20 protein-coding genes and 1 pseudogene are annotated in these 19,024 nt (G+C 63.6%); 10 read left to right on the top strand and 11 right to left on the bottom strand.

The genetic code is table 11. The features are described 5' to 3' along the window. Positions 1-97 precede the first annotated feature (97 nt). Positions 98-802: a DUF6766 family protein gene (locus OVA31_RS23720; RefSeq protein ID WP_267628973.1), complete on the top strand. Its 705-nt coding sequence runs from the start codon at positions 98-100 to the stop codon at positions 800-802. Between the two features lie 481 nt (positions 803-1,283). Here the strand turns inward: OVA31_RS23720 and OVA31_RS23715 are convergent, their stop codons facing one another. Together OVA31_RS23715 and OVA31_RS23710 are read right to left on the bottom strand one after the other, a co-directional pair. Beyond that, positions 1,284-1,892 carry a histidine phosphatase family protein gene (locus tag OVA31_RS23715; protein WP_267631684.1) on the bottom strand — a complete coding sequence of 203 codons (609 nt, stop codon included), beginning with the start codon at positions 1,890-1,892 and terminating at the stop codon, positions 1,284-1,286. Between the two features lie 420 nt (positions 1,893-2,312). Beyond that, positions 2,313-2,912 carry a TetR/AcrR family transcriptional regulator gene (locus OVA31_RS23710; protein WP_267628972.1) on the bottom strand — a complete coding sequence of 200 codons (600 nt, stop codon included), beginning with the start codon at positions 2,910-2,912 and terminating at the stop codon, positions 2,313-2,315. 109 nt (positions 2,913-3,021) lie between these two features. On the opposite strand from OVA31_RS23710, the gene OVA31_RS23705 reads away from it, so the two are divergent. Next, complete coding sequence (locus OVA31_RS23705) at positions 3,022-3,675, top strand: hypothetical protein (RefSeq protein WP_267628971.1); 654 nt, start codon at positions 3,022-3,024, stop codon at positions 3,673-3,675. A 26-nt stretch (positions 3,676-3,701) separates the two neighbouring features. After that, a complete protein-coding gene (locus tag OVA31_RS23700; protein WP_267628970.1) occupies positions 3,702-4,613 on the top strand; it encodes a CPBP family intramembrane glutamic endopeptidase in 912 nt (303 codons plus the stop codon). 374 nt (positions 4,614-4,987) lie between these two features. Here the strand turns inward: OVA31_RS23700 and OVA31_RS23695 are convergent, their stop codons facing one another. The 3 genes from OVA31_RS23695 to OVA31_RS23685 form a co-directional block, all read right to left on the bottom strand. Beyond that, positions 4,988-5,167, bottom strand: a complete 180-nt coding sequence (locus OVA31_RS23695) for a hypothetical protein (protein WP_267628969.1) — start codon at positions 5,165-5,167, stop codon at positions 4,988-4,990. Between the two features lie 319 nt (positions 5,168-5,486). After that, on the bottom strand, positions 5,487-6,113 hold the full coding sequence (locus OVA31_RS23690) for a GNAT family N-acetyltransferase (protein WP_267628968.1): 627 nt from the start codon (positions 6,111-6,113) through the stop codon (positions 5,487-5,489). Between the two features lie 53 nt (positions 6,114-6,166). Further along, entirely contained in the window at positions 6,167-7,171 is a 1,005-nt protein-coding gene (locus OVA31_RS23685) for an esterase-like activity of phytase family protein (RefSeq protein ID WP_267631683.1), read from the bottom strand. A 567-nt stretch (positions 7,172-7,738) separates the two neighbouring features. On the opposite strand from OVA31_RS23685, the gene OVA31_RS24810 reads away from it, so the two are divergent. Next, positions 7,739-7,891 (top strand): integrase core domain-containing protein, encoded by a 153-nt coding sequence (locus tag OVA31_RS24810; RefSeq protein ID WP_420714114.1) that lies wholly within the window; start codon positions 7,739-7,741, stop codon positions 7,889-7,891. A gap of 350 nt (positions 7,892-8,241) precedes the next feature. Here OVA31_RS24810 and OVA31_RS23680 read toward each other — a convergent pair whose 3' ends face one another. The 4 genes from OVA31_RS23680 to OVA31_RS23665 form a co-directional block, all read right to left on the bottom strand. Then, a complete protein-coding gene (locus OVA31_RS23680) occupies positions 8,242-8,709 on the bottom strand; it encodes a DUF5994 family protein (protein ID WP_267628967.1) in 468 nt (155 codons plus the stop codon). A gap of 426 nt (positions 8,710-9,135) precedes the next feature. Continuing rightward, on the bottom strand, positions 9,136-9,345 hold the full coding sequence (locus OVA31_RS24805) for an integrase core domain-containing protein (protein WP_420714113.1): 210 nt from the start codon (positions 9,343-9,345) through the stop codon (positions 9,136-9,138). 476 nt (positions 9,346-9,821) lie between these two features. Continuing rightward, entirely contained in the window at positions 9,822-10,175 is a 354-nt protein-coding gene (locus tag OVA31_RS23670; protein WP_267631682.1) for an FAD-dependent monooxygenase, read from the bottom strand. Positions 10,176-10,922: 747 nt separating this feature from the next. After that, positions 10,923-11,426, bottom strand: a complete 504-nt coding sequence (locus tag OVA31_RS23665; protein ID WP_267628966.1) for a hypothetical protein — start codon at positions 11,424-11,426, stop codon at positions 10,923-10,925. A 665-nt stretch (positions 11,427-12,091) separates the two neighbouring features. Between OVA31_RS23665 and OVA31_RS23660 the strand changes: the two genes are divergently transcribed. Further along, complete coding sequence (locus OVA31_RS23660) at positions 12,092-12,889, top strand: SGNH/GDSL hydrolase family protein (protein WP_267628965.1); 798 nt, start codon at positions 12,092-12,094, stop codon at positions 12,887-12,889. 78 nt (positions 12,890-12,967) lie between these two features. On the opposite strand, the gene OVA31_RS23655 is transcribed toward OVA31_RS23660, so the two are convergent. Then, positions 12,968-13,333: a hypothetical protein gene (locus OVA31_RS23655; RefSeq protein WP_267628964.1), complete on the bottom strand. Its 366-nt coding sequence runs from the start codon at positions 13,331-13,333 to the stop codon at positions 12,968-12,970. A gap of 241 nt (positions 13,334-13,574) precedes the next feature. Next, entirely contained in the window at positions 13,575-14,294 is a 720-nt protein-coding gene (locus tag OVA31_RS23650; RefSeq protein ID WP_420714112.1) for a DUF6319 family protein, read from the bottom strand. Between the two features lie 44 nt (positions 14,295-14,338). Here OVA31_RS23650 and OVA31_RS23645 point away from each other — a divergent pair. The 5 genes and pseudogenes from OVA31_RS23645 to OVA31_RS23625 all read left to right on the top strand — a co-directional run bounded on the left by OVA31_RS23645 (position 14,339) and on the right by OVA31_RS23625 (position 19,017). After that, positions 14,339-14,684, top strand: a pseudogene (locus tag OVA31_RS23645) (hypothetical protein). A gap of 302 nt (positions 14,685-14,986) precedes the next feature. After that, positions 14,987-16,204: an arylsulfotransferase family protein gene (locus OVA31_RS23640; protein WP_267628963.1), complete on the top strand. Its 1,218-nt coding sequence runs from the start codon at positions 14,987-14,989 to the stop codon at positions 16,202-16,204. A 285-nt stretch (positions 16,205-16,489) separates the two neighbouring features. Further along, complete coding sequence (locus OVA31_RS23635) at positions 16,490-16,885, top strand: PLD nuclease N-terminal domain-containing protein (protein ID WP_267628962.1); 396 nt, start codon at positions 16,490-16,492, stop codon at positions 16,883-16,885. Positions 16,886-17,153: 268 nt separating this feature from the next. Further along, positions 17,154-18,020: a hypothetical protein gene (locus tag OVA31_RS23630; RefSeq protein WP_267628961.1), complete on the top strand. Its 867-nt coding sequence runs from the start codon at positions 17,154-17,156 to the stop codon at positions 18,018-18,020. Positions 18,021-18,117: 97 nt separating this feature from the next. Further along, a complete protein-coding gene (locus tag OVA31_RS23625) occupies positions 18,118-19,017 on the top strand; it encodes a class I SAM-dependent methyltransferase (protein ID WP_267628960.1) in 900 nt (299 codons plus the stop codon). Positions 19,018-19,024: the final 7 nt, after the last annotated feature.

The following is a 19,024-nucleotide window of genomic DNA, read 5'->3' as shown; positions in this document are numbered from 1 at the left end:
GGGTGGACACTGAGTGCCACATCGCGGGCCGGCTCAAACAAGTCCGGATCCATCTGGTGAGCCGTGCCGTCCGTCTGATCGCAGGTACTGTCAGCCTGTGGCAACGGTTGACCAACCGAGACATCGACGGCGGCGATTGCGCACGTGGGCCTACGAGAATGGCCTTCTGCTGACCTGTCTGGCGCTGTTCGCGGTCTTCTTCGTCGGGATGATCATGGCCGGGGTGCGCCACTACAATTCCGAACAAATGGAACACGGCGCGACCGAGGCGATCAGCGTGTGGTCCTATCTGCGGACCGGTGATTTCGTCGAGGCGGTCTTCGAGAACTGGGAGTCCGAGTTCCTCCAGATGGCGATGTACGTGGTTCTCACGATCTTCCTGTTCCAGAAGGGCTCGTCAGAGTCGAAACCACCACACGAGACCTCACCACAAGATCAAGACCCGCGATCGGTGCACGCCGACCCACGCAGTCCCTGGCCGGTGCGCCGCGGCGGCATCTGGCTGACCATCTACCAGAACAGCCTCGCCGGCGCATTCTTCGTCCTCTTCTTCGCCTCGTTCGCACTCCACGCCGTCGGTGGGGCCGCGGCCTACAACAGCGAACAGCTCGACCATGGCCAACCGACCGTCTCGGTGTGGGATTACCTCGGCACCGCCCAATTCTGGTTCGAGTCGATGCAGAACTGGCAGAGCGAGTTCATCGCCGTCGCCGCGATCATCGGTGGCTCGATCTACCTTCGCCAGAAGGGCTCGCCAGAGTCGAAACCGGTCGCCGAACGCTCCCGCGAGACCGGCGCGTGACGCCGTAGGGAGCTGCGTACGATTCGATGGGCGAGGAATCTTTCGAGGGGGTGACCGATAGATGATTTCGTCGCGAGCTCGCGCACTCATCGCCTGCCTTTTGGCCGTCACCCGCAACCGCCAGACGTCGACGAGGCCGATGCACTGGAGCAATCCATTCCGGTCCCCGACGAACCAGATGAGGGTCGTGACCGGCGATGACCATGACCGTCCATCTCGGCGACCGAGAACGCATCGATTCCGTAGTTCTCGAGGGCGCCCACGGAGATTCCGGCGAAGCGCTCACCGGAGTCGTGGTCGCCTTTCACCACTACCCCGCTCGAGCGGAGATCCGCACCGAGACAACTGGCCGGTCTGTCAGGTCGTCCTCGGAGAGGTGACGGTGGTGGTCCCGCGCACGAGGTTTGACCCCCATCGACCGTTCCTACTGTGAGATCGTCGGTAAAGCCGCGTGCAGATCGATCGCCTGGTGGTCGCCGTGCTAGCCGAGGTCGGGGTTTCCCACCCACTCGATGATCTTCCAGCCCTTCTTGGGGCTGCCCTTGAGCACGACGTGTCCACCATTGCGCATCGGGTCGCTGCGCAGTTTGCCGGGATCTGCGTTGCTCGCGTTCATCATGGACCAGAACATGATGGTGCCACCGTGGGAAAAGATCACGGGACGTTTGCTGCCGCTGCGCTGTACGGTGGCCAGGGCCTGATCAAAGCGGGCGTCGAACTCGTGACCGTCGATAGAGCCCGGGATTCGGGCATTGAGATCGCCCGACAGCCATTTGATCGGCGCGGTCAGATAGCCGCCCATCGCAGCCGCCTCGGGAGTGCCCTCGTAGATGCCGGCCTCAATCTCGCGGAATCCGGGTTGCACATTGATCGCGAGGTGGTGACGCGTGGCGGTCGGGGCGCCAGTCTGCTGTGTCCGCACCATGTTCGAGGCGTAGGCGCCATCAAACTTGTTCCCGGTCAGTTCGACGGCCAATTTGTCGGCCTGCGCCTGCCCGCGAGCGGTCAGATGGGGGCCGGGTACGGATGTGTCGATGAGGCCGGAGGCGTTTCCTGCGGACTCGGTGTGCCGGACAAGGGTGACGAACATTTCGCCCGTTGCGGGTGCGGCCGTCGCGGGTCCCGCGAATGTCCCACTCAACGTCGCCGTGATAGCGGCCGCCACCAGGGCGCATGACAATTTGAACGATCGAACTCGCATGAACGAAACGCCTTTCATCGTGAGGAGTCACTTCGAGGTGTCCACAAGGCATCCACGGTGACGCACCCCACCGAAGCAGACGTGGAAATGCCTGGGCTACATCGGCTCCCACCCATCGGGACGTCATGCCCGATTCCGTGCGTTGGCGACGCCCAGAGCATCGGTATCGACGCCGACCAGCCGTGCTGCAAGAGTTCGAGGGCCGCTGCCGCTGCGCCGCGAGACTCACCGAGCATTCGGCGGAGCGATGGATGCCGGGCCCTTCTGTCACCGCCGGTCACCGACGACTCATTCATTTGTCGATTGAGTTCATGTGTCGAGTACGGAGTCCACCGCGATGTAGAGGGTCGTCAGCTCTCGATTTGCGATCGAATCCTCCGCCGGCAGTGCGCGTTCGAGCCCGAGGCCGTTGACGACGGTGTAGAGGAAGCGAGCGTGGTCGGGAATGACTTCCTGCGAAAGTGTGCCTTCGTCGGCCACTATCTTCAACCAGGCCTCAATCCTTCGTTGGCTGTCATTCTCGATGGCGAGGTAGGCCTCGCGCGTCTGGTCGGTCTGTTCGCCATCTATGAACGTTCGAACCATGTCGACCATCGAGGACCGTGCATTTGGTCCGCTGCCGATCAACCCCAGGACCTGCTGCAGGCAATGCACCAGACGGTCCCGGGCCGGGATCGAGGTGTCGTGGATGTTGTCGGCGGGCGCGATCCAGTCATAGATGCGATGCATCACCTCATCCCGAAGGTCCTGCTGCGTAGGGAAATGGTGGCGCAGCGACCCGGTACTCACCCCGGCGCGCGCAGCGACAGTTCGCACGCTGAGACGCGCACCCAAGCCTTCTTCGTTGATGATCGCCGCTGCTGCGGCAAGAATCCGCTCAGGTGTGCTCGGCACGTTCTCGTTGTTCATGATGGCACCTCACCTCCTAGCAGCACATCGTACTAGTACGGCGTGCTAGTTTGAAGACGTCCGAACTAGTACACCGTGTTAGTGGGTCGCCGTACCCGAGGAGGACTCGATGTTCCAGCAGTGGCAACGTTGGCGCGCTCAGAAGCGCGTCGAACCCGGTGACGGCCGGATGCTCGAACCTTTCCGGTGGTGGCAGTTGCCGGGCCGCGCCCTGTTTCATCTCGCGCAGACCCATGAAGACGTTCAGTCACAACGATATTCGGTGGACGTGCGTCATTGGGGCAACCAGTCCTCCGGCGAGGTGAGGGCTCAGCTCTACTGCGACGGCCGTCAGGAGGCGGTCGGACGATTGCCCGTGGCGTTTCCCATCGACGGCGGGGTGATCGAGGTTGCCATGAGCGGGGCTGGGATCAAGCGTTGTCACTTCGTCGCCGAGGGCGGCGGCGAGCGCCAACTGACGCCTGACCCACGATCGTCGGAAGGACGGCGTGCACGCTTCGGCCTGAATCACCCGGCGGCGAGCCGCCTCGTCGCGGCAACGTCGATCCTGGTGCTCCTGGTGGGCATCGGCCTACTGGCGCAGCAGATCGTCGTGCCGCTCGCCGAGGTCCCGCCAATCGCAGACCGCTTTGGACGCATCGAGCCGCTGATCACGCTTCCGCTGTGGCTCAACGCGAGTCTCGGTGTAGCGGCCGCAATCGCGAGCACCGAACGAGCGTTGCGTCTGCGCTACCACTGGCTCCTCGACGCGGCCGGGAACTGACGACGACTATCGAAAGGAGACCAGTGATGTCGAAGGGCTTGCGTGCCAACCGCCGCTATGGCGCCCATCTGGGTATGGAGTGGTGGAAGCCTGCCTTGCTCGTGCCGGGAATTCTGATCCTGTTCCTCGGGATGCAGCTCGCGTTTTACGCCGTGTCCTCTCTCATCGACGGACGCGACCAGATGTTCACCTCCGAGATGGCCCCGACCACTCAGCTGGCGAACAATCTCAGCGTCGCAGCGACTGCGCTCATCGCGCTTGTCGTGACCGCTCGGGCCGTGCAGGTCCCGTGGCGCAGTCTGCTCAGCTTCAAACGAAGTCTCGACCTTCGCCGCTTCGCGGTCTACGGGGCGCTGTCGACTGTCCTCATCGCGGCCGGAGCGGTTACCACCGCGCTGATCGCACCCGAATCGACACAATGGGCAGGGTTCGGAATCACCGGGACAACTGTTGCGCTACTGGCGGTCACGGTGCTCACCGCTCCCCTACAGTCCGCCGGCGAGGAAGTCATCTTCCGGGGACTGATCATGCCGGCGACCGCATCCTGGGTCCGCGCCGTCTGCCCGGCGCTCGGCTTGGGGATCGCCGTCTCCAGCATCCTGTTCGCCCTTGTCCACGGCTCCGCCGATCCCTGGCTGTTCGCCTATTACGTCGTCTTCGGTGTCAGCACCGCAACGATGGCCGTGCTCAGCCGTGGACTCGAAGCGCCGATCGCTTTCCACGTGGTCAACAATCTCATCACCTCGATCCTGAACATCACACTCGCCAACGGGCAATCACCCACCTTCGAACGCTCCGCCGGCGCGGGCGGACCCTCCTACCTCATCCTCATGGCCGTCAACGTGGCAGCCGTGGGCGTGATCTGGTGGCGCGAACACTCGAGAGAGGCGGAAAGGTGGGCCAAAGATCGTCAGAAGACAACGGTCGGACAGCGATGAAAAATGTTGTGGTGAAATGCTTTCCAGTGTCCGCGCAGGGGCACACGGCGATCATGAAAGCGTCGCTCCCTGTCACGGCACCACATGATGCGATCGATGGCCGGACGGCCGGTCGACCATTGCGCGTAGCGTCGCGCTTGCAGTGTGGCACTCCGAGTTCGCTGCACCGCGGCCTTCTGCCCAAGCCTGTTCAGCCGTTGCCCTTGGTTCTCGAATGGTCTCAGGGCATCTCCATTGTCTGAGCACGCCGAGTCTCTTCTACGGCGCGGACCAGGTATCGCTCGTGATCGAGCGCAGCGGTCGCAGCCAGGTCGGCTATCACCAGGATCGCTGCGCCGGTGATCAGGGAAGGCGGACCGGTTGTTGCCGGAGCGTCATGGTTGTCGGACTGCTCCCCCCACGCCCAGCGCGCCGGTGAGAATCAGCACCACACCCGAAGGATCGATTGGCGCGTCCCAGGAGACGGCGTCGCCGACGGTGCGGGTGAGCACTTCGGAGACATCGTCACCGCTCAAGCCGTCCTGATACTGGGTCTCGAGTAGCTGGCGCACCATGTGCGCGTGTACCTCTCGCGCCCCAGGGCGTATCTCTAGCTTTCGATGGCTTCGTTGAAGCCCTCGAGGTCGTGGACGCGCGCCGCCCGGATGCCCCGTTCAGTTGCCTCCGCGATAGCGCGAGCCGTCGAGGGCCATTCGGCAGGTGATCGGTAGGTGATCGCGCCATGTCTCCTGTCTACTCGCGTACCGTCTCCCAACCGCAGCGGGGTTCAACGAAGCTTGGATGTCTCACCCCCAGCGTATGACCCACGGGGGAACGGTCGGCATTGCGAAGCTCTTTCATGCCCCCGACATCCCTACGCCGTCACTCTCATGCCTACAGCGCCTGGGTGTTGAAGCTCTCCGTTGGGCCCGCTGTCTCCGCATCGCCGGGTGTCGATATGTCCAGATCTGCCTTCGCCAACCGGTAGACCTGCAGTGTGAGACCGTAGTATTTGTCGGTTTCGCCGACCCATTCCATCCCGACACGACGGGCTGTGGAGATGCCGCGGTTATTGCGCGGCCGCACCACGGCGAACACCTCGGTGACATCGGTGGAGAAGGCCTGGTGGGCGACGGCATGTCCGGCCTCGGCGCCGAAGCCGTGCCCCCAATGTGCAGGCGCAATTTGCCAACCGATCTCTAGATCAGCTCGGCCCGGAGGTAATGGCAGGAGCGAGGCTGCTCCGACGAGTTCGCCACTCTCGCGAAGTTCCACGGCCCATCGGCCGAGCGGCATGTCGATCGCCGGTGATTCTGAGAGCCACGCCTCGAGGAGGTTCCGCATCTCGTCGCGATTCGTGATCGTATTCAGAGCCGGTGCGAGCCAACGGGATACATCACGATGGCCGAAAATCTTCAGCGCCGCATTGGCGTCCTCGACGGCCCAGGGTCGCAGACGCAGTCGTTGGGTGACGATCTCTGGCGACCCCGGGATCACCTGCACGTTCTTTTCAATTTTCATCGGTCGCATCCCGTCTCGCAGTGATGGAGTGGTTGATGGTGAACTTCACAACGTCAGCGGAAGTGAGAATCTTCCCGACGCCTTTGGCGACTCGCGCCCGAAGTAGGTTTCTTCCGGCTCACCTCCTGCATGCGTAGGTTGGTGGGTACGCGACAGCGCTCGATCGCACTGGGTAGCTGCCAGGCCCCGATAGTCGGACTTCCATGCCAAGGCGGCGACTCCTGCAGCTGTCGCGCCACGATTGAACTCGCCGACATCGACGTTGGGCCGAAGTCGAAGATCAGCTCTTTGGTCGTCGGTGTCGCGGTCTTCGGGATCGAGGCCGCGCCCGCGACGTTGTCCCCGCCCGTGGTCGAGGTTTGGTAGATCTTGGCGGTGAAGCCCTTGTCGGGGATCAGGCTCCGCTCGAGCGTGAGGAAGGTGTCGTGGTCGACGGTGAGCATTTCAGAGGCGCCGGTGGCCACCGGCAGGGCACCCGGAGCGACACGGTCGACGGGATAGATGAATTCGCCCAAGTTGGCGCCGGTGGCGCGGTCAATCTTCAACAGGCGTGCCGGGCTTGACGAGTCGACCGAGGCCGATGGGCCGTCCTGAACCAATGCGTTCTCGCTCAGCGCTGCGATGGTCGCGCCGCCTTGGCCCAGGCTCATGCTCTCGAATCCGAGGTTGTCCCGAATCACGGACACGGGTGTGTTAGCGGTGCCGAGTCGTGGTGCGTACGCCTTGGGGATCGGAAAGTCCCTCACGACGTTGCCGTGGAGATCGGATTGTCGGATGAAGCCGGCCCGGCCGACCTTTGCCTCGCCCTCACTGGTGTAGACGAAGCCGTGATGGTTGGGTGTCCACGGGATCGATTCGGTGTCCGCAGTTCGCGGCGCGTACAGCTGTCCGTTGGTATCGCGCAGCCGGATGAGCCGCTGGAAGTGCGGTTGTGCGGGCTTACCTGCCCTATCGAGAGGGACTTTCAACGTGTATGCGCGGATTGGTCCCTCTTCGCCACGGTTGTCGCTGATGGCCACATAGGTGTCGGTGGGCCTGTAGTAGTCCAACCCCGACAGGCCACCAACGCGTTACCCGGCAAACTGGAGGTCGTCGGGGACTGACACCGAGTCGACATAGCGAATCTGCAACGTGGGAGGGGCCGAGTCACCACCCACCGATCCCGGGAACAACGAACCGAGATCAGCTGATCCGAAACCCAAACCCAGGGGCATGGCCGCGGAAACAATCACCGCAGCAACAATTGTCGCCGTGATCATCGAGTATCAAAACCAATTCTGTTGGTGATCCACAGCGCACCGGCGTCGGCATTCCTACCCCACACGGTTGCGCCCTCAAGGTTGGCCTAGGTCAACCCCAATGCACGGTAGAGACGGGACCGCCGGGGCGAAATGCAATCTCCCACACACAGGGAGGCCGTAATCCCCGATCGCTATGGACGATGCGGCGGCAACGTCGCCGCGGCGGGTAACCGCCCTGTTGAATGTGGCCACCGCCACCGCCAGCTCCTTCGGCCCGTACTCGAGCCAGAATGAGCGAAGCTCGTCAGAGTCCCAGCGCCCCAATAAGCGCCTGGCGGCCCACATCGCCGACGTCTCCGGAACGCGCTTGGCATACCGCCGCTGGTGCTGCGCTTGGATAGCGGGCCTGAGTTCATCTCAGAAGCCCTACAGACGTTTTGCACAGGGTCGGTGGGGATCTCCTACATTGCGCGCGGCATGCCGTGGAACAAGGGGTTCATCGAGTCGTTCAACAATCGGTTGCGCGACGAGTGTTGAACCGCAACTTCTGGCGCATATTTCTGGAGGCTCGCGTGGTGATCGGCGACTTCAAAGACGACCACAACCACAGACACCGGCGCTCGGCCCTGGGATATCAGACCCGGCCGACTACGCTGCCGGGTGCACCCACCAACACCATCCCGTGGGCTGCGAGATCGACTGATCGACTGCACGTAGGAACTGGCTCTAGAACGGCCTGGACCGACTATCGGGGAACTGCCACAGAGGTATTCCCCGATGATGGTTTCTGCGTCAGCCGCGTCGACGTGTACTGGGCGAGTTCAATTGGTCGATACAACACCGGGTTGGTTGAGTGAGTGTAGGTGTTCGGCTTCCCGTTCAGCTCATCAGCTCGATGGTTGCTCGTCGACGTTCAGGGACGGCGTGCATTGTTCGAGAAGTTCGCCGATCGTCATCGTGTTGGCCGGATCGGCCGCTGCCGTGGTAACCAAGGCCGCTGCGTCGGCATCGGTACCCGGCGGGATCACCATCAGCGTCAGAGCATCTCGATCGCCGGGGCCACGAAGCTTCACCGCACCGGTGGGCCAGTCGTGGTATCCGTCGAATCGAACCATGTGATCATCGATCACGGTCCGAGACACTGGGGGTTGTGACCAATCCCCCATGTGGAAAACCACTCGCGCAACGGGATTCACTCGAGCCTCGACCGAGTGTAGGAGAGTGATGAGTTCAGCGTGAAGGTCGTCCGATTGCGGCCACCAGGCTCCGTCGACATGGTCGTTGCGAGTGACTTGTGCCTTGAAGGACACCCTGGCATCGGTGCTGATGGATCGTGCTGACGTTGTCGGCGTCATGACTGACGCTCCTGTCCCGCCCGGCGATGCGGACGCATTCAACCGAGCCTGCGGTCGCGTCGACGACGCGGGCGACCCGATACCCTCGACTGTACGCCGCACAGCCACTGCTGCGGGTGACGATATCGCCACCGAAGACGAGAACGGATGTGATCCGTCTTCGATGTCCATCATTCCGGTCGGACTGGGGTCCGTGTCGTTACAATTCACCGCCCATGACTAGTTGTACTGCCCCGGAACGCTGGGTGAGGCGTTCGGCGCGTCTACGTGACATTGGGAAGACCTCCGAGTGAGGTGTGGAGCTGTCTAGGAACCGCTCCTGAAACCGGAGGTCTTCATGTCCCCGGGTTTGTGCCGCCTCCAATGTGGGGGCTTGCTCGAGTACGTGGCCAGCGTGGTGGCACGCCTCGTATTCGTTGGGTGGGATCAGGCCGATGCTCGAGTGCAGGCGGCTGCAGTTGTACCAGTCGACCAGGCTGCGGTGGCGCACTCGACGTCGGCGATGGTTTTGTTCGGGCCGTGATGGAAGATCGTCGTGTGGATGCATTCGGTCTTGTAGAGGCCGTTGGCGGACTCGATCAGCGCGTTGTCGTAGGCGTCGCCGATCGATCCGATGGATGCAGAGATTTTCTCCAACGATAGTTTCTGCGTGAGCCGCGTCGAGGCGTAGTGCGACCCTGCGTCCGAATGATGTATCAAATCACCATCTTTGACCGGATGACCATAGGGTCCTCGTTGCCACAGCCATCCGCGGCGGAATGGTCACCAGGGTGACATCCTTGCTCGTCGCGGCATGCCGGGCCACGATCTGCGGGAGAACACGTCGATGATGAACACCACGTATACCCAGCCGGCCCACGTTCTGACACAGGTGAAATCGGTGACCAATACCCGGTTGGGGTCGGCAGCGCGAAACGCGCGGTTGAGCAAGTTCCCAGGGACGATCCTGCTTTTCGATACGGCAGTCCTGCAGACCTGGCCCGAACGGCTTGCGCGACTGTCAATAGACAGCGTGGCGTTCGGCGCCGATCGCAGCCACGAGGGCAGTTGTCGCGCCGGAGGATCCGTCGGGTTCAGGTCAACGAATCTGATCAGTCGGCTTGGCCGAGTGCCTAGCTGGTGACCGTCGTAGCGGTCGAGCGTGCGCAAAGTGCCCGTAATACACTTTCCAGCTTCCAGGAGAGATTCGCTGCGTCGCGAATCCCCGCACCCGCACTTTGCCCGCTCACCGGTGGCCTCAGATGTGCAGAATCGACCAGGAGGGATACGCGGCGGTCTGTCATCTTTCGTCGACGCGCGCGGAAGATGTAATGCGCGGAGCGAGCAAGATGTAGCTGATCGATTCCGACGACCCCGAGCCACGGTCGCAGGAGAGGCGCGAGTGCATCGAGGTCGGCGAGATCGGATTCCTCTTCGCCGTCGAGAAGCTGAAACTCCCAGCGGTATCGGGTCGAACCGATCGTCATGAAGGTCACTGCCCGACTGGGAGTCGACGTCCCGCTGGTCTACTCCGAGGGCATCATCCACCTCGCAAGTCCCGATGTGGCCAATGCTGTGCGCGCCGGTATCAGAAGGTTGGGTGCACGGATGCCGCTGCGCTCGGTCTCATTCGATACCAGTGCACTACCTCTGTGGGTCAAGGCCTTTCAGGCACGCCAGGGATGGGAAGTGTGGCAAGCTCACGGAGCGTGGATCTCGCAGCATTGGACGTCACTGAATCCTGATGTCCGATCCAGGTTCGAGACGGCGTCAAAGGTGTCACCGCAGCCGACCTCGCCGCAGCCGACAAAGTCCTCGCCACGGCGCGCAACCGCATCAACAGCGTGTTCGGCGACGCGATCCTTCTCCTGCGTCAGCGTCGTCGACGGCACCCATGCGTTCGAGCGCAGCCATCGGTGGGTCCGTCATCGAAAACACTCGTGCACGGACCTTCCAGCTGACGTGTCTTGCCGGCATCACCGGGCGTCCCGCCGTGAGTAGCCCCCTCCCGGTTGCCGGTCCTCCGGTGGGTCTCTGCGCAGTCGGACCGCGTGGATCGGACCTGGCGCTGGCTGCACTTCCGATCACCTGACTCTGCCGAGGTCGGGCCACCGCCGGATCGGCCACAGGTGAAGTATCCGCTGGTCACCGACGGTCAGCTGAACGATACGCTCGGTCGACTGGCCGTCGCAGCAGCCTTCTGGTCAGATCTGGGTATCTTCCGGTTCGGTCCGTCAGGGCATCTCCACCGTCTGCGCGCGGCGGATCTCCTCCATTGCGCGCACCAGGGATGGCTCGTGATGGATTGCAGCGCTTGCGGCCAGGTCGGCGACCACCAGAATGGCCGCACCGATGATCTCGGCCGGCGGGATGGTGGTTGCCGGAGCGTCACTGGTGTCGGAACTCTCCCCCACACCCAGCGCGACGGTGAGCACCATCGCGACGGCTGACGGATCCACCGGCACGTTCCAGAGGCCGGCACCGCCGACGGTGCGTGTCAGTACTTCGGAGACATCGTCACCGCTCACGCCATCCTGATACTGGGTCTCGAGCAGCTCGCGCACCATGTGGGCGTGCAGGTCACGAGTTGCCTCGGTATGGTTCTCGAGCTGTTCGACGGCGTCCGCGAAATTCTCGAGGTCGTGCGCCCGGGCCGCCCGGATGCCCAAGTCAGTTGCCTCTGCGACTGCGCGAGCCATCCGGGACCATTCGGCAGGCGATGTGTAGTTGTTGGCCACGGCGTGTCTCCTGCGTCTACGTCGCGAACCGTCTCCACCGCAGCGGGGTTCACGAAGCTTGGATGTCTCACCCCCAGCGTATGACCCACAGGGGAACGGTTGGCATAGCGACGCTCCTTCAGGCCCGATGGCCTACTCTTCGACGATGGCCGAGCACTACCACGTGAGTTCCGCCCTCAATCGAGCGTCGATCGAGGTCTACGGGTTGGACTGACGTCGATGATGCGGAACTGGTCACCTTGATACACGGGTACCTCCTCCATGCAGGCACTATCGATGCCGACCGTCTCACCCTAGTCCAGGTGGACATACCCCCAGAGCGCTAGGCGATTCCTCGGCGACGTCGAAAGCGGGGCACAATCAACCTCAATGCGACACTTGGCTAAATGACCGTCTGGTAACCGAGAAGTCCAATGGCGCCACTTTGTCGACGTGCACCCGCGGTCGCCGCGACTTCGGTTGAGCACCAACTGCATCGCCGGAGATCGACGATTCTCCGAAAATCACCTTAATCGGTCCAACGGCATTGTCAGATTTCGGAATCGCTTCCAGAGAATGTGATCTGTGTTATATCTCGATTTGTGAACTTGCGAGCATCTGCATTGACTTTCGGGGCCTCGATCCTGACCGCCGCCGCCATCGCACTATCGATACCGGCTGGTTCGGTGTCCGCGGCACCGCGGGTGCCCGGACCGACGCTCGACTACGTGAATCTCGGAGACAGCTACTCGGCCGGGTCCGGAGTGTTGCCCACTGCTCCGGGCACACTCCCGCAGTGCGCGCAGTCGAGCATCAACTACGCGCATCTCGTTGCCGCCCGGACGGGCGCGCGACTGACCGACGTGAGTTGCGGCGGAGCAAAGACAAACGACTTCTTCGGGTCGCAGTACCCCGGCCTCCGCCCGCAACTCGATGCCCTGAGCTTCCGAACACGGCTGGTCACCTTCATGATCGGCGGCAACGATGGCGACGTGTTCGGTTCGACTGTCGCCAAATGTGTTGCCGCAGCCGCTACTACGGCCGGCCAAGGATCACCGTGCCGCGCCATGTACGGAGATTCCATCGCCTCCGAGGTCCGTCGGCAGACATTCCCCAAGCTGTTCCGTGCCTTCACCGCGGTCCGGTCCCGGGCTCCCCTGGCCCGAACAGCCGTCGTCGCCTATCCGTGGATTCTGCCCAACAAGGTGCAGCAGTGCGCCGGATTCCCCATCGCACCCGGCGACATTCCGTACATGCACGGCATCCAGGCAACCCTCAACGACGCCATCCGCCGGGCCGCCTTCTTGACCGGTATCACTTATGTCGACGCCGCTACCGCATCGGTCGGCCATGACAGCTGCAAGCCACAAGGCGTGCGGTGGATAGAGCCACTGATCACCGACGTCCAGACGGTCCCCGTTCATCCCAACGCTCTCGGCGAGCGGCAGATGGCCCAGGTCACCCTGCGGGCGTTGCGGCTGTAGGCCGAGCGGTCCGCTGGGACGAGCCGACCGCGCAGCCGCAGTGAATATCTGCGGCGCACCAACTGTGGTGCGCTCAGGTCACAACCCTGTCGCGCTCCACGGTGCGTACGCCCAGCCCACGAGGTGCCAGTTACCCAGATTCGCCGACGGCAGGATCTGGTTGTTGGTGCCATCACCCCAACCAGGCCCGAAGCCCTGGACACCGCCGCTCATGTACTGGCCGTTACCCATGGAGATGTCCACGTGATCGCCGTCCTCTCCTTTGGAGAACACCAGCGCCCCCAGCGGAGCGGGGAGCCGGCTGTGCCCCTCCCCGCGTGCGGCCAGGCGGTGATAGAAGGCCATAGCACCATCGTGGGGTATCCCGTTGGCGGTGGTTCGGCCGTAGGCGGCGTCCACGAAGTCTTCGCACCCATATGGACCGAACGTGTTGGTGTGAAGCATCGTGGAGCCTCGCGCGACGGCGACCGCACCATTCGCGATCTTGACAGCGTCTGGCGGGCCGGCAGCATGTGCGGGCGCTGCGATTACGCAGGCGAGCGCGGTGACCGATCCGAGTACCGACAACAGTCGTTTCATTGGTTCCCCTACGCGGTGGACGGACGTATCCCAATAGTGCCAGGTGGAATGCGGAACGGATGCGACTCCGGGTAGTCGCGACAGATGCCCGCGCTCGACGTCGCGGTCAGTTGTCCCGTCCCTGGCCCTCGAGATGGGCCAATGCTGCTCGCGCGGTTTCCAGTTCGTGGCTGAGCTCGTCGATTCGCTTCTTGGCCGCGGACCGAGCCGACTCGATCACCCCGTCGACCGCCGTGATCGCGGCGTCGTCTCCGAGCTCGCGCATCGCTCGCGCCACCCGATCTGCGGTCACTTCGGTCGGTCTCCCCTGCTTCTTGGCTCCATGGAAAATCGACACCGTCCATGCGCTCTCGCCAGCCGACGTGACAGTGACACTGACGGCGGCGGTCGGCGCCTTTGAGCGTCGCGGCGCTTTGGCCGGGGCGGGACTCGGCTGCGCTGGGTTCGTTGTCGCGGATTTGGCTTCTGGGGCGGTCTCGGGTTCCGACTTCGATTCCGTCGTAACGGTTCTCGATGAATTCGCCGGACGTACCGGAGCCGGCGTCGCCCTGCTCGGTGGCCGGCGCGACGGTGTGGCGGGAGTCGGTGTCACACGAGTCTTCTGCAGTTCGTCGGCCTCGAACGGCAATTGATCGTCGACGCCTTTCGGGCTCACCGTCAGCGTGGAGCCATCGATGGACACCACCCGTGCCGATGTTCCGGCGTCGAGGTTCAGCGATGGCATCGGATCACGGAGGTAGACGGTGACCCGCTTGCCTGCGGCGAGTCCTGCGGACAGAGATTCGAGGTCGTCGGGAGTCAATCCGGGGCTTTTGCGCGACTTCACGCCGACTATATTCGCACACTTGTGCGAGTCGACGAAGTGCGGTCGTGGATCCTTCCCACCGGACCGGATTGTGGTTGTCCAAGCTCACCCACGCCTGGCACGTGTTCGAGGACCACGGATTCTTGTTGGAGAGCACGTCCTCCCCTGATGAGATCAACTCCGCCGACTACGACGCCATCTTCTTCACCGGTGGGCACGCCGTCATGTACGACTCCCCCAACAGTGTAGGCCTGCAACGGATCACCCGAGAGATCTTCGAACGTGGCGACATCGTTTCAGAAGGCCAAGCTGCCGTTTGTCTCCTATGCGGTCGTCGACGGAAATCTGGTGACCGGACAGAACCCGGGGTCGGCCAAGGAGACGGCGAAGACGGTCGCCGCACTTCTGTGAGGTAGGCGCCGCCCCCGGATCTCTTCGCATGCGCGAAGAGATCAACGAAGGCGGTGCGTCCTCGGGATGGCTCACCCGGGGGGAGGTGGACCATCCGTTCGGCGATCACCACGTTACGCACGAACCGCAACCACCCCATAGGGCCGAAAGTCCCCCGTGTTCGCCGAGCGACTCCGCCGGCCACGTGTGACGACGGCCTCTCAGCCGCGGGTGGTATCACTCTTATGGTGCGACGACCAGCGCCGGCCCTCTCAGGGAGGCGAATATGCGACGCACCCGCATCAACCCAGTGAGGAACGACCATGGCCCGGATCTTCCGACGACTCCGTCGCACCGCTGCCGCCACGATGGCCCTGTCGATCGGCGTCGGCGTCGCGCAGCTTGCCGGAAGCGCGACGGCAACACCGCTGCCCACTCTGCCCATCGGAGCGCCGAAGTACACCGTTGATGTGAACGCGGGCGCCACGCCCGGCTACATCTACTACAGCAGCGGCATCAGCGCAGCCGCGCTCGTGCCCGGTGTCAGCAAAGCGGTCTCGGGAATTCCGGCTGCCGCGTCGGCCAACATCGTCGTCGACAAAGCTGGGCGTGAGGTCTGGCGCTACGACCCGCCTGCCGGTCAGGACGTCTCCAACTTCCGCACTCAGACCTACCGTGGTAAGCGGGTGCTGACCTGGTGGCAGGGCGAGACCGTCGGCGGACATGGCTCGGGCGCCGACTACATCGCCGACGAGCACGGCCGGGTGATCGAAAAGCTCGATGCCGGTGGCGCTCCCACCGATGTGCACGAGTTCCGGCTTACCCCCGATGGCCGGGCGCTGGTCACCTCCTACCACGAGGTCGACGCCGATCTCACCGCGATCGGTGGCCCGAAGAACGGCAAGATGTACGACGCCGTCGCCTCGGTCGTCGATGTCGCCACCAAACGCGTGCTCATGCGCTGGAGCGCTGCGCAGCATGTGCCGTTGACCGACTCCACCGCCACCGACAAACTGCCCGGCAACGACACCTACGACCCCTACCACATCAACTCGATCGCCCTCGATCCCGAAGGGGACCTGGTGATCTCGATGCGGGACACTTCCACGGTCTACGACGTCGACATCGCGAGCGGCGCGATCAAGTGGCGCCTCGGCGGTAAGCGCTCGACCTTCAATCTCGGGCGCGGAGTGCAGTTCGCCTTTCAGCACGACGCCGAATTCGCAGGCCCGAACACCATTCGGCTGTTCAACAACAACTCGAGCGGTTTCGAGACCGACGGCCTGTCGAGTGTGCAGTGGATCCACCTCAACCACGCGACCCACCAGGCCACCCTGGTACGCAACCAGACCCACCCCGGCAACCTGGTGGCCTTCGCGATGGGAGACGCGCAGCCGATCCCGAACGGGAACACTCTCGTCGGGTGGGGAATGGCGCCACATATTTCCGAATTCACACCCTCCGGAAAAATGGTGTACGACGCCCGACTGCCATTCGGTACCTATCGGGCGTATCCCGCGAACTGGGCACCGACTCGCTGACAGGCGAGGCGTTATGGCCCCCGCGGTCATGGGACACCCACATCTGAGAGTGCCAGGCAACGCTCGGTAACGCGCTGGAGCGCGCGGGCGATCTCGGTGGGGAGACGGTGATGGTGGCTGACGGGCGTGCGCGCGCTGAAGCCTCGGCGGAGGAACGGTGTGCGTGAACGGTGTCGGTAGCCCCTGCGGGGGTGTTCGTCGAATGACGACGCAGGCGCAGGAAGGTCAGGACGAGCGGTTCGATTGGACCGCAGTCACGACGTCGCGCCCCGGAGGTGAGAGCGGATGCCCTATCTCGGACTGATCTACGTGGTCATTCTCGTGATCGCGCTGGTCGACATCCTCAGCACTGACAGCGTGATGGTGCGCGGTATGCCGAAGCTGGCATGGGCATTGCTGGTTGTGATCGTGCCCCTGGTCGGTGCGTTGTTGTGGCTCGCCCTCGGCCGCCCCACGGCTGACGACCTCCCCCGTCGTGACCGTCCCGGTGCGGCCGGTGAGTTTCCCGAGTACAACCGGCCCGGACGCTACATCCCCGAAGACCCCGACGCCGATCGCGAGTTTCTGCAACGACTACGCGATCGGGCCGAACAGCAACGTCAAGCTGCGCGCGAACAACGCCGGGCAGAAGAGCAACGAGACGCTGACCCTGACGACGAGCCACCTACGGTGAGTACGTAGACCTGCGGCTGCGCGCAACGTACCCCCCGATCCCGTCGAGTGAAGGTGACTGGTCGCGTGACGTCGCCTGTCCTCCTCGTCTCATCGCATGTCCGAGTCGAACGAGATTGTCCATCAGGCTGATTCGTAGATCGCCTGCGTTTCACAAACGGGATGTAACGATAGCGCTTCCAAGCCTGTGTACGGCCGGTAAGGTCACTGGCACTACCGATGTGGGCGTCGTGACCGTCTGGTCAGACATTTCGCCGGGCATTGTTGGGAGTCTGTGGTGGCACGAAGGCGGCGTTTGCTGGTGGCTGCGCTCGTGCTGGTCCTTGCGGCGAACGCGGTCTGGGCGTGCGCGGACGCCGCCCCGTCGGCGCCGTCCGTGCCCTCCCCGCGTTGGATCGTGGTCTCCGGGTCGGTACCCGGCCTGGTGGAAGCCGGGCTGCCCAAGTCGGAGCTCGACAATCTGGACACTCCGTCGACGTTGATGCTGATGCGGAAGGTCCATGCCAATAGCCATCTTCCGGACGCCACCCCGACCTTCAACTTTCGCAGCGCGACCGACCTGGCGACGGCGCTGAACACCGGGCAGGTCCCCGATTCCATGCATTGGCTGCTGCTGGATCTGGAGGCGTGGTCGTTGACGCCGAAATCGGAGCAGCGCGACCCGATCGGCGCGCTGCGTCGTGCCGAGGATGTGGCCCATCGGTACGGCAAGGGCGTGATCTTCGCGCCCGCCGTCAGTTTGATGAACGTGCTCGCACCCGGGTTGTCGGGGGATGCGCTCTACCGGGCGTTCATCGACCGGTTGGTCACACCCGGCGCCGCGATCGCCGACGGTTTCGAGATCCAGGCGCAGCGTACGGAGGCGACCGAGTATGCGACCTCGTTCGTCACGGCAGCCGTGGCGGCCGCTCACGCCGCCAATCCGGACGGCGCACCGGTGCTGGTCGGGGTGAGTACGAATCCGAACGGCCGGCAGGTCACCGCCGACGACATGATCGAGGTCTACAACGCCGCGAAAACCGCCGGTGCCACCGGATACTGGCTCAACATTCCGGGTGGCGGCGCTGAATGCCCCAACTGCGGGGAACCCCAGCACAACGTCGCGGTCGAGTTCCTGGAGAAGGTCTCGACGTCGCCGAGCTGAGATCGGCACGGGCACGGGCACGAGGATCTGAGAGTGCAGGACAATCTCGACGCGCGGTGGCCGGCTGCAGTCGACGGTCGTGAGTAGGTTCGTGACCATGGATGACGTGCAGCCCAGCCGGACGGCGCTCGCGACCGCCTACGCTCGCGCGTACCACCAAATCGCGGACCGGCCACCAATCCTCACCGATCCACTCGTAGCGCGCCTCGTCGGTGTGACCGCCGACGAACTGTCCGATCTTGCCGAGCCCACCGAGGATCGTCCCGGAAGCGGCGCCACCTTTCGACCGCGTCGCCTGTTCTTTGCTGCGCGTACTCGATTTGCGGAAGACCACGTGGGCGCGGCCGCCGCAGCGGGCGTGCGGCAGGTCGTGATCCTGGGCGCAGGTCTCGACACGTTCGCCTATCGCAACCCGCACCCGGGCGTGCGCATCTTCGAGGTCGACCATCCCGCAACCCAAGCGTGGAAACGTGATCGCCTCGTCGCGGCCGGAATCGAGGCTCCCCAGACCCTGGCCTTCATCCCCGTCGACTTCGAAAACGATCTCTTGTCAACAGAATTGGAGTCCGCCGGATTCAGCAGAACTGATCCGGCCGTGTTCGTGTGGCTGGGCGTCGTGTTCTATCTGACCTCGGATGCCGTGCACGCCACCCTCGACTACATCGCCGGTCAGACCCCGCCGACCGAAGTCATCTTCGACTACCTGCAGCCGGCCGACACCGACGAGGATCGAGCGCAGTTGCAGGACCGTGCGAATCGCGTGGCCGCGGCCGGCGAGCCCTGGTTCAGCTACTTCACCCCCGCCGACATCACCGCCCACCTGCGTGCCCTTGGCTTCACCGACATCACCGCCCACCTGCGTGCCCTTGGCTTCACCGACATCGAGGACCATTCCGCCGCCGAGCTCATCGACAGCTATCTCGACGGGTCAGCGGAATTCGAGAGCGACCCGCCGCATGCATTGCGAGCGAGCCGCATCCTGCGGGCCGGGCGCTGAACTCGTG

It is taken from the genome of Gordonia sp. SL306, assembly GCF_026625785.1.
Classification (GTDB): domain Bacteria; phylum Actinomycetota; class Actinomycetes; order Mycobacteriales; family Mycobacteriaceae; genus Gordonia.
This window is presented reverse-complemented; position numbering and strand designations above follow the sequence as displayed.

Coding starts and splice junctions, on each gene's coding strand:
- OVA31_RS23695 (WP_267628969.1), bottom strand. CDS start 5,167: ATGGTGCGCCAGCTACTCGAGACCCAGTATCAGGACGGCTTGAGCGGT.
- OVA31_RS23680 (WP_267628967.1), bottom strand. CDS start 8,709: ATGACGCCGACAACGTCAGCACGATCCATCAGCACCGATGCCAGGGTG.
- OVA31_RS23710 (WP_267628972.1), bottom strand. CDS start 2,912: ATGAACAACGAGAACGTGCCGAGCACACCTGAGCGGATTCTTGCCGCA.
- OVA31_RS23670 (WP_267631682.1), bottom strand. CDS start 10,175: ATGACGATCGGTTCGACCCGATACCGCTGGGAGTTTCAGCTTCTCGAC.
- OVA31_RS23625 (WP_267628960.1), top strand. CDS start 18,118: ATGGATGACGTGCAGCCCAGCCGGACGGCGCTCGCGACCGCCTACGCT.
- OVA31_RS23705 (WP_267628971.1), top strand. CDS start 3,022: ATGTTCCAGCAGTGGCAACGTTGGCGCGCTCAGAAGCGCGTCGAACCC.
- OVA31_RS23700 (WP_267628970.1), top strand. CDS start 3,702: ATGTCGAAGGGCTTGCGTGCCAACCGCCGCTATGGCGCCCATCTGGGT.
- OVA31_RS23715 (WP_267631684.1), bottom strand. CDS start 1,892: ATGTTCGTCACCCTTGTCCGGCACACCGAGTCCGCAGGAAACGCCTCC.
- OVA31_RS23640 (WP_267628963.1), top strand. CDS start 14,987: ATGGCCCGGATCTTCCGACGACTCCGTCGCACCGCTGCCGCCACGATG.
- OVA31_RS23635 (WP_267628962.1), top strand. CDS start 16,490: ATGCCCTATCTCGGACTGATCTACGTGGTCATTCTCGTGATCGCGCTG.
- OVA31_RS23690 (WP_267628968.1), bottom strand. CDS start 6,113: ATGAAAATTGAAAAGAACGTGCAGGTGATCCCGGGGTCGCCAGAGATC.
- OVA31_RS23655 (WP_267628964.1), bottom strand. CDS start 13,333: ATGCTTCACACCAACACGTTCGGTCCATATGGGTGCGAAGACTTCGTG.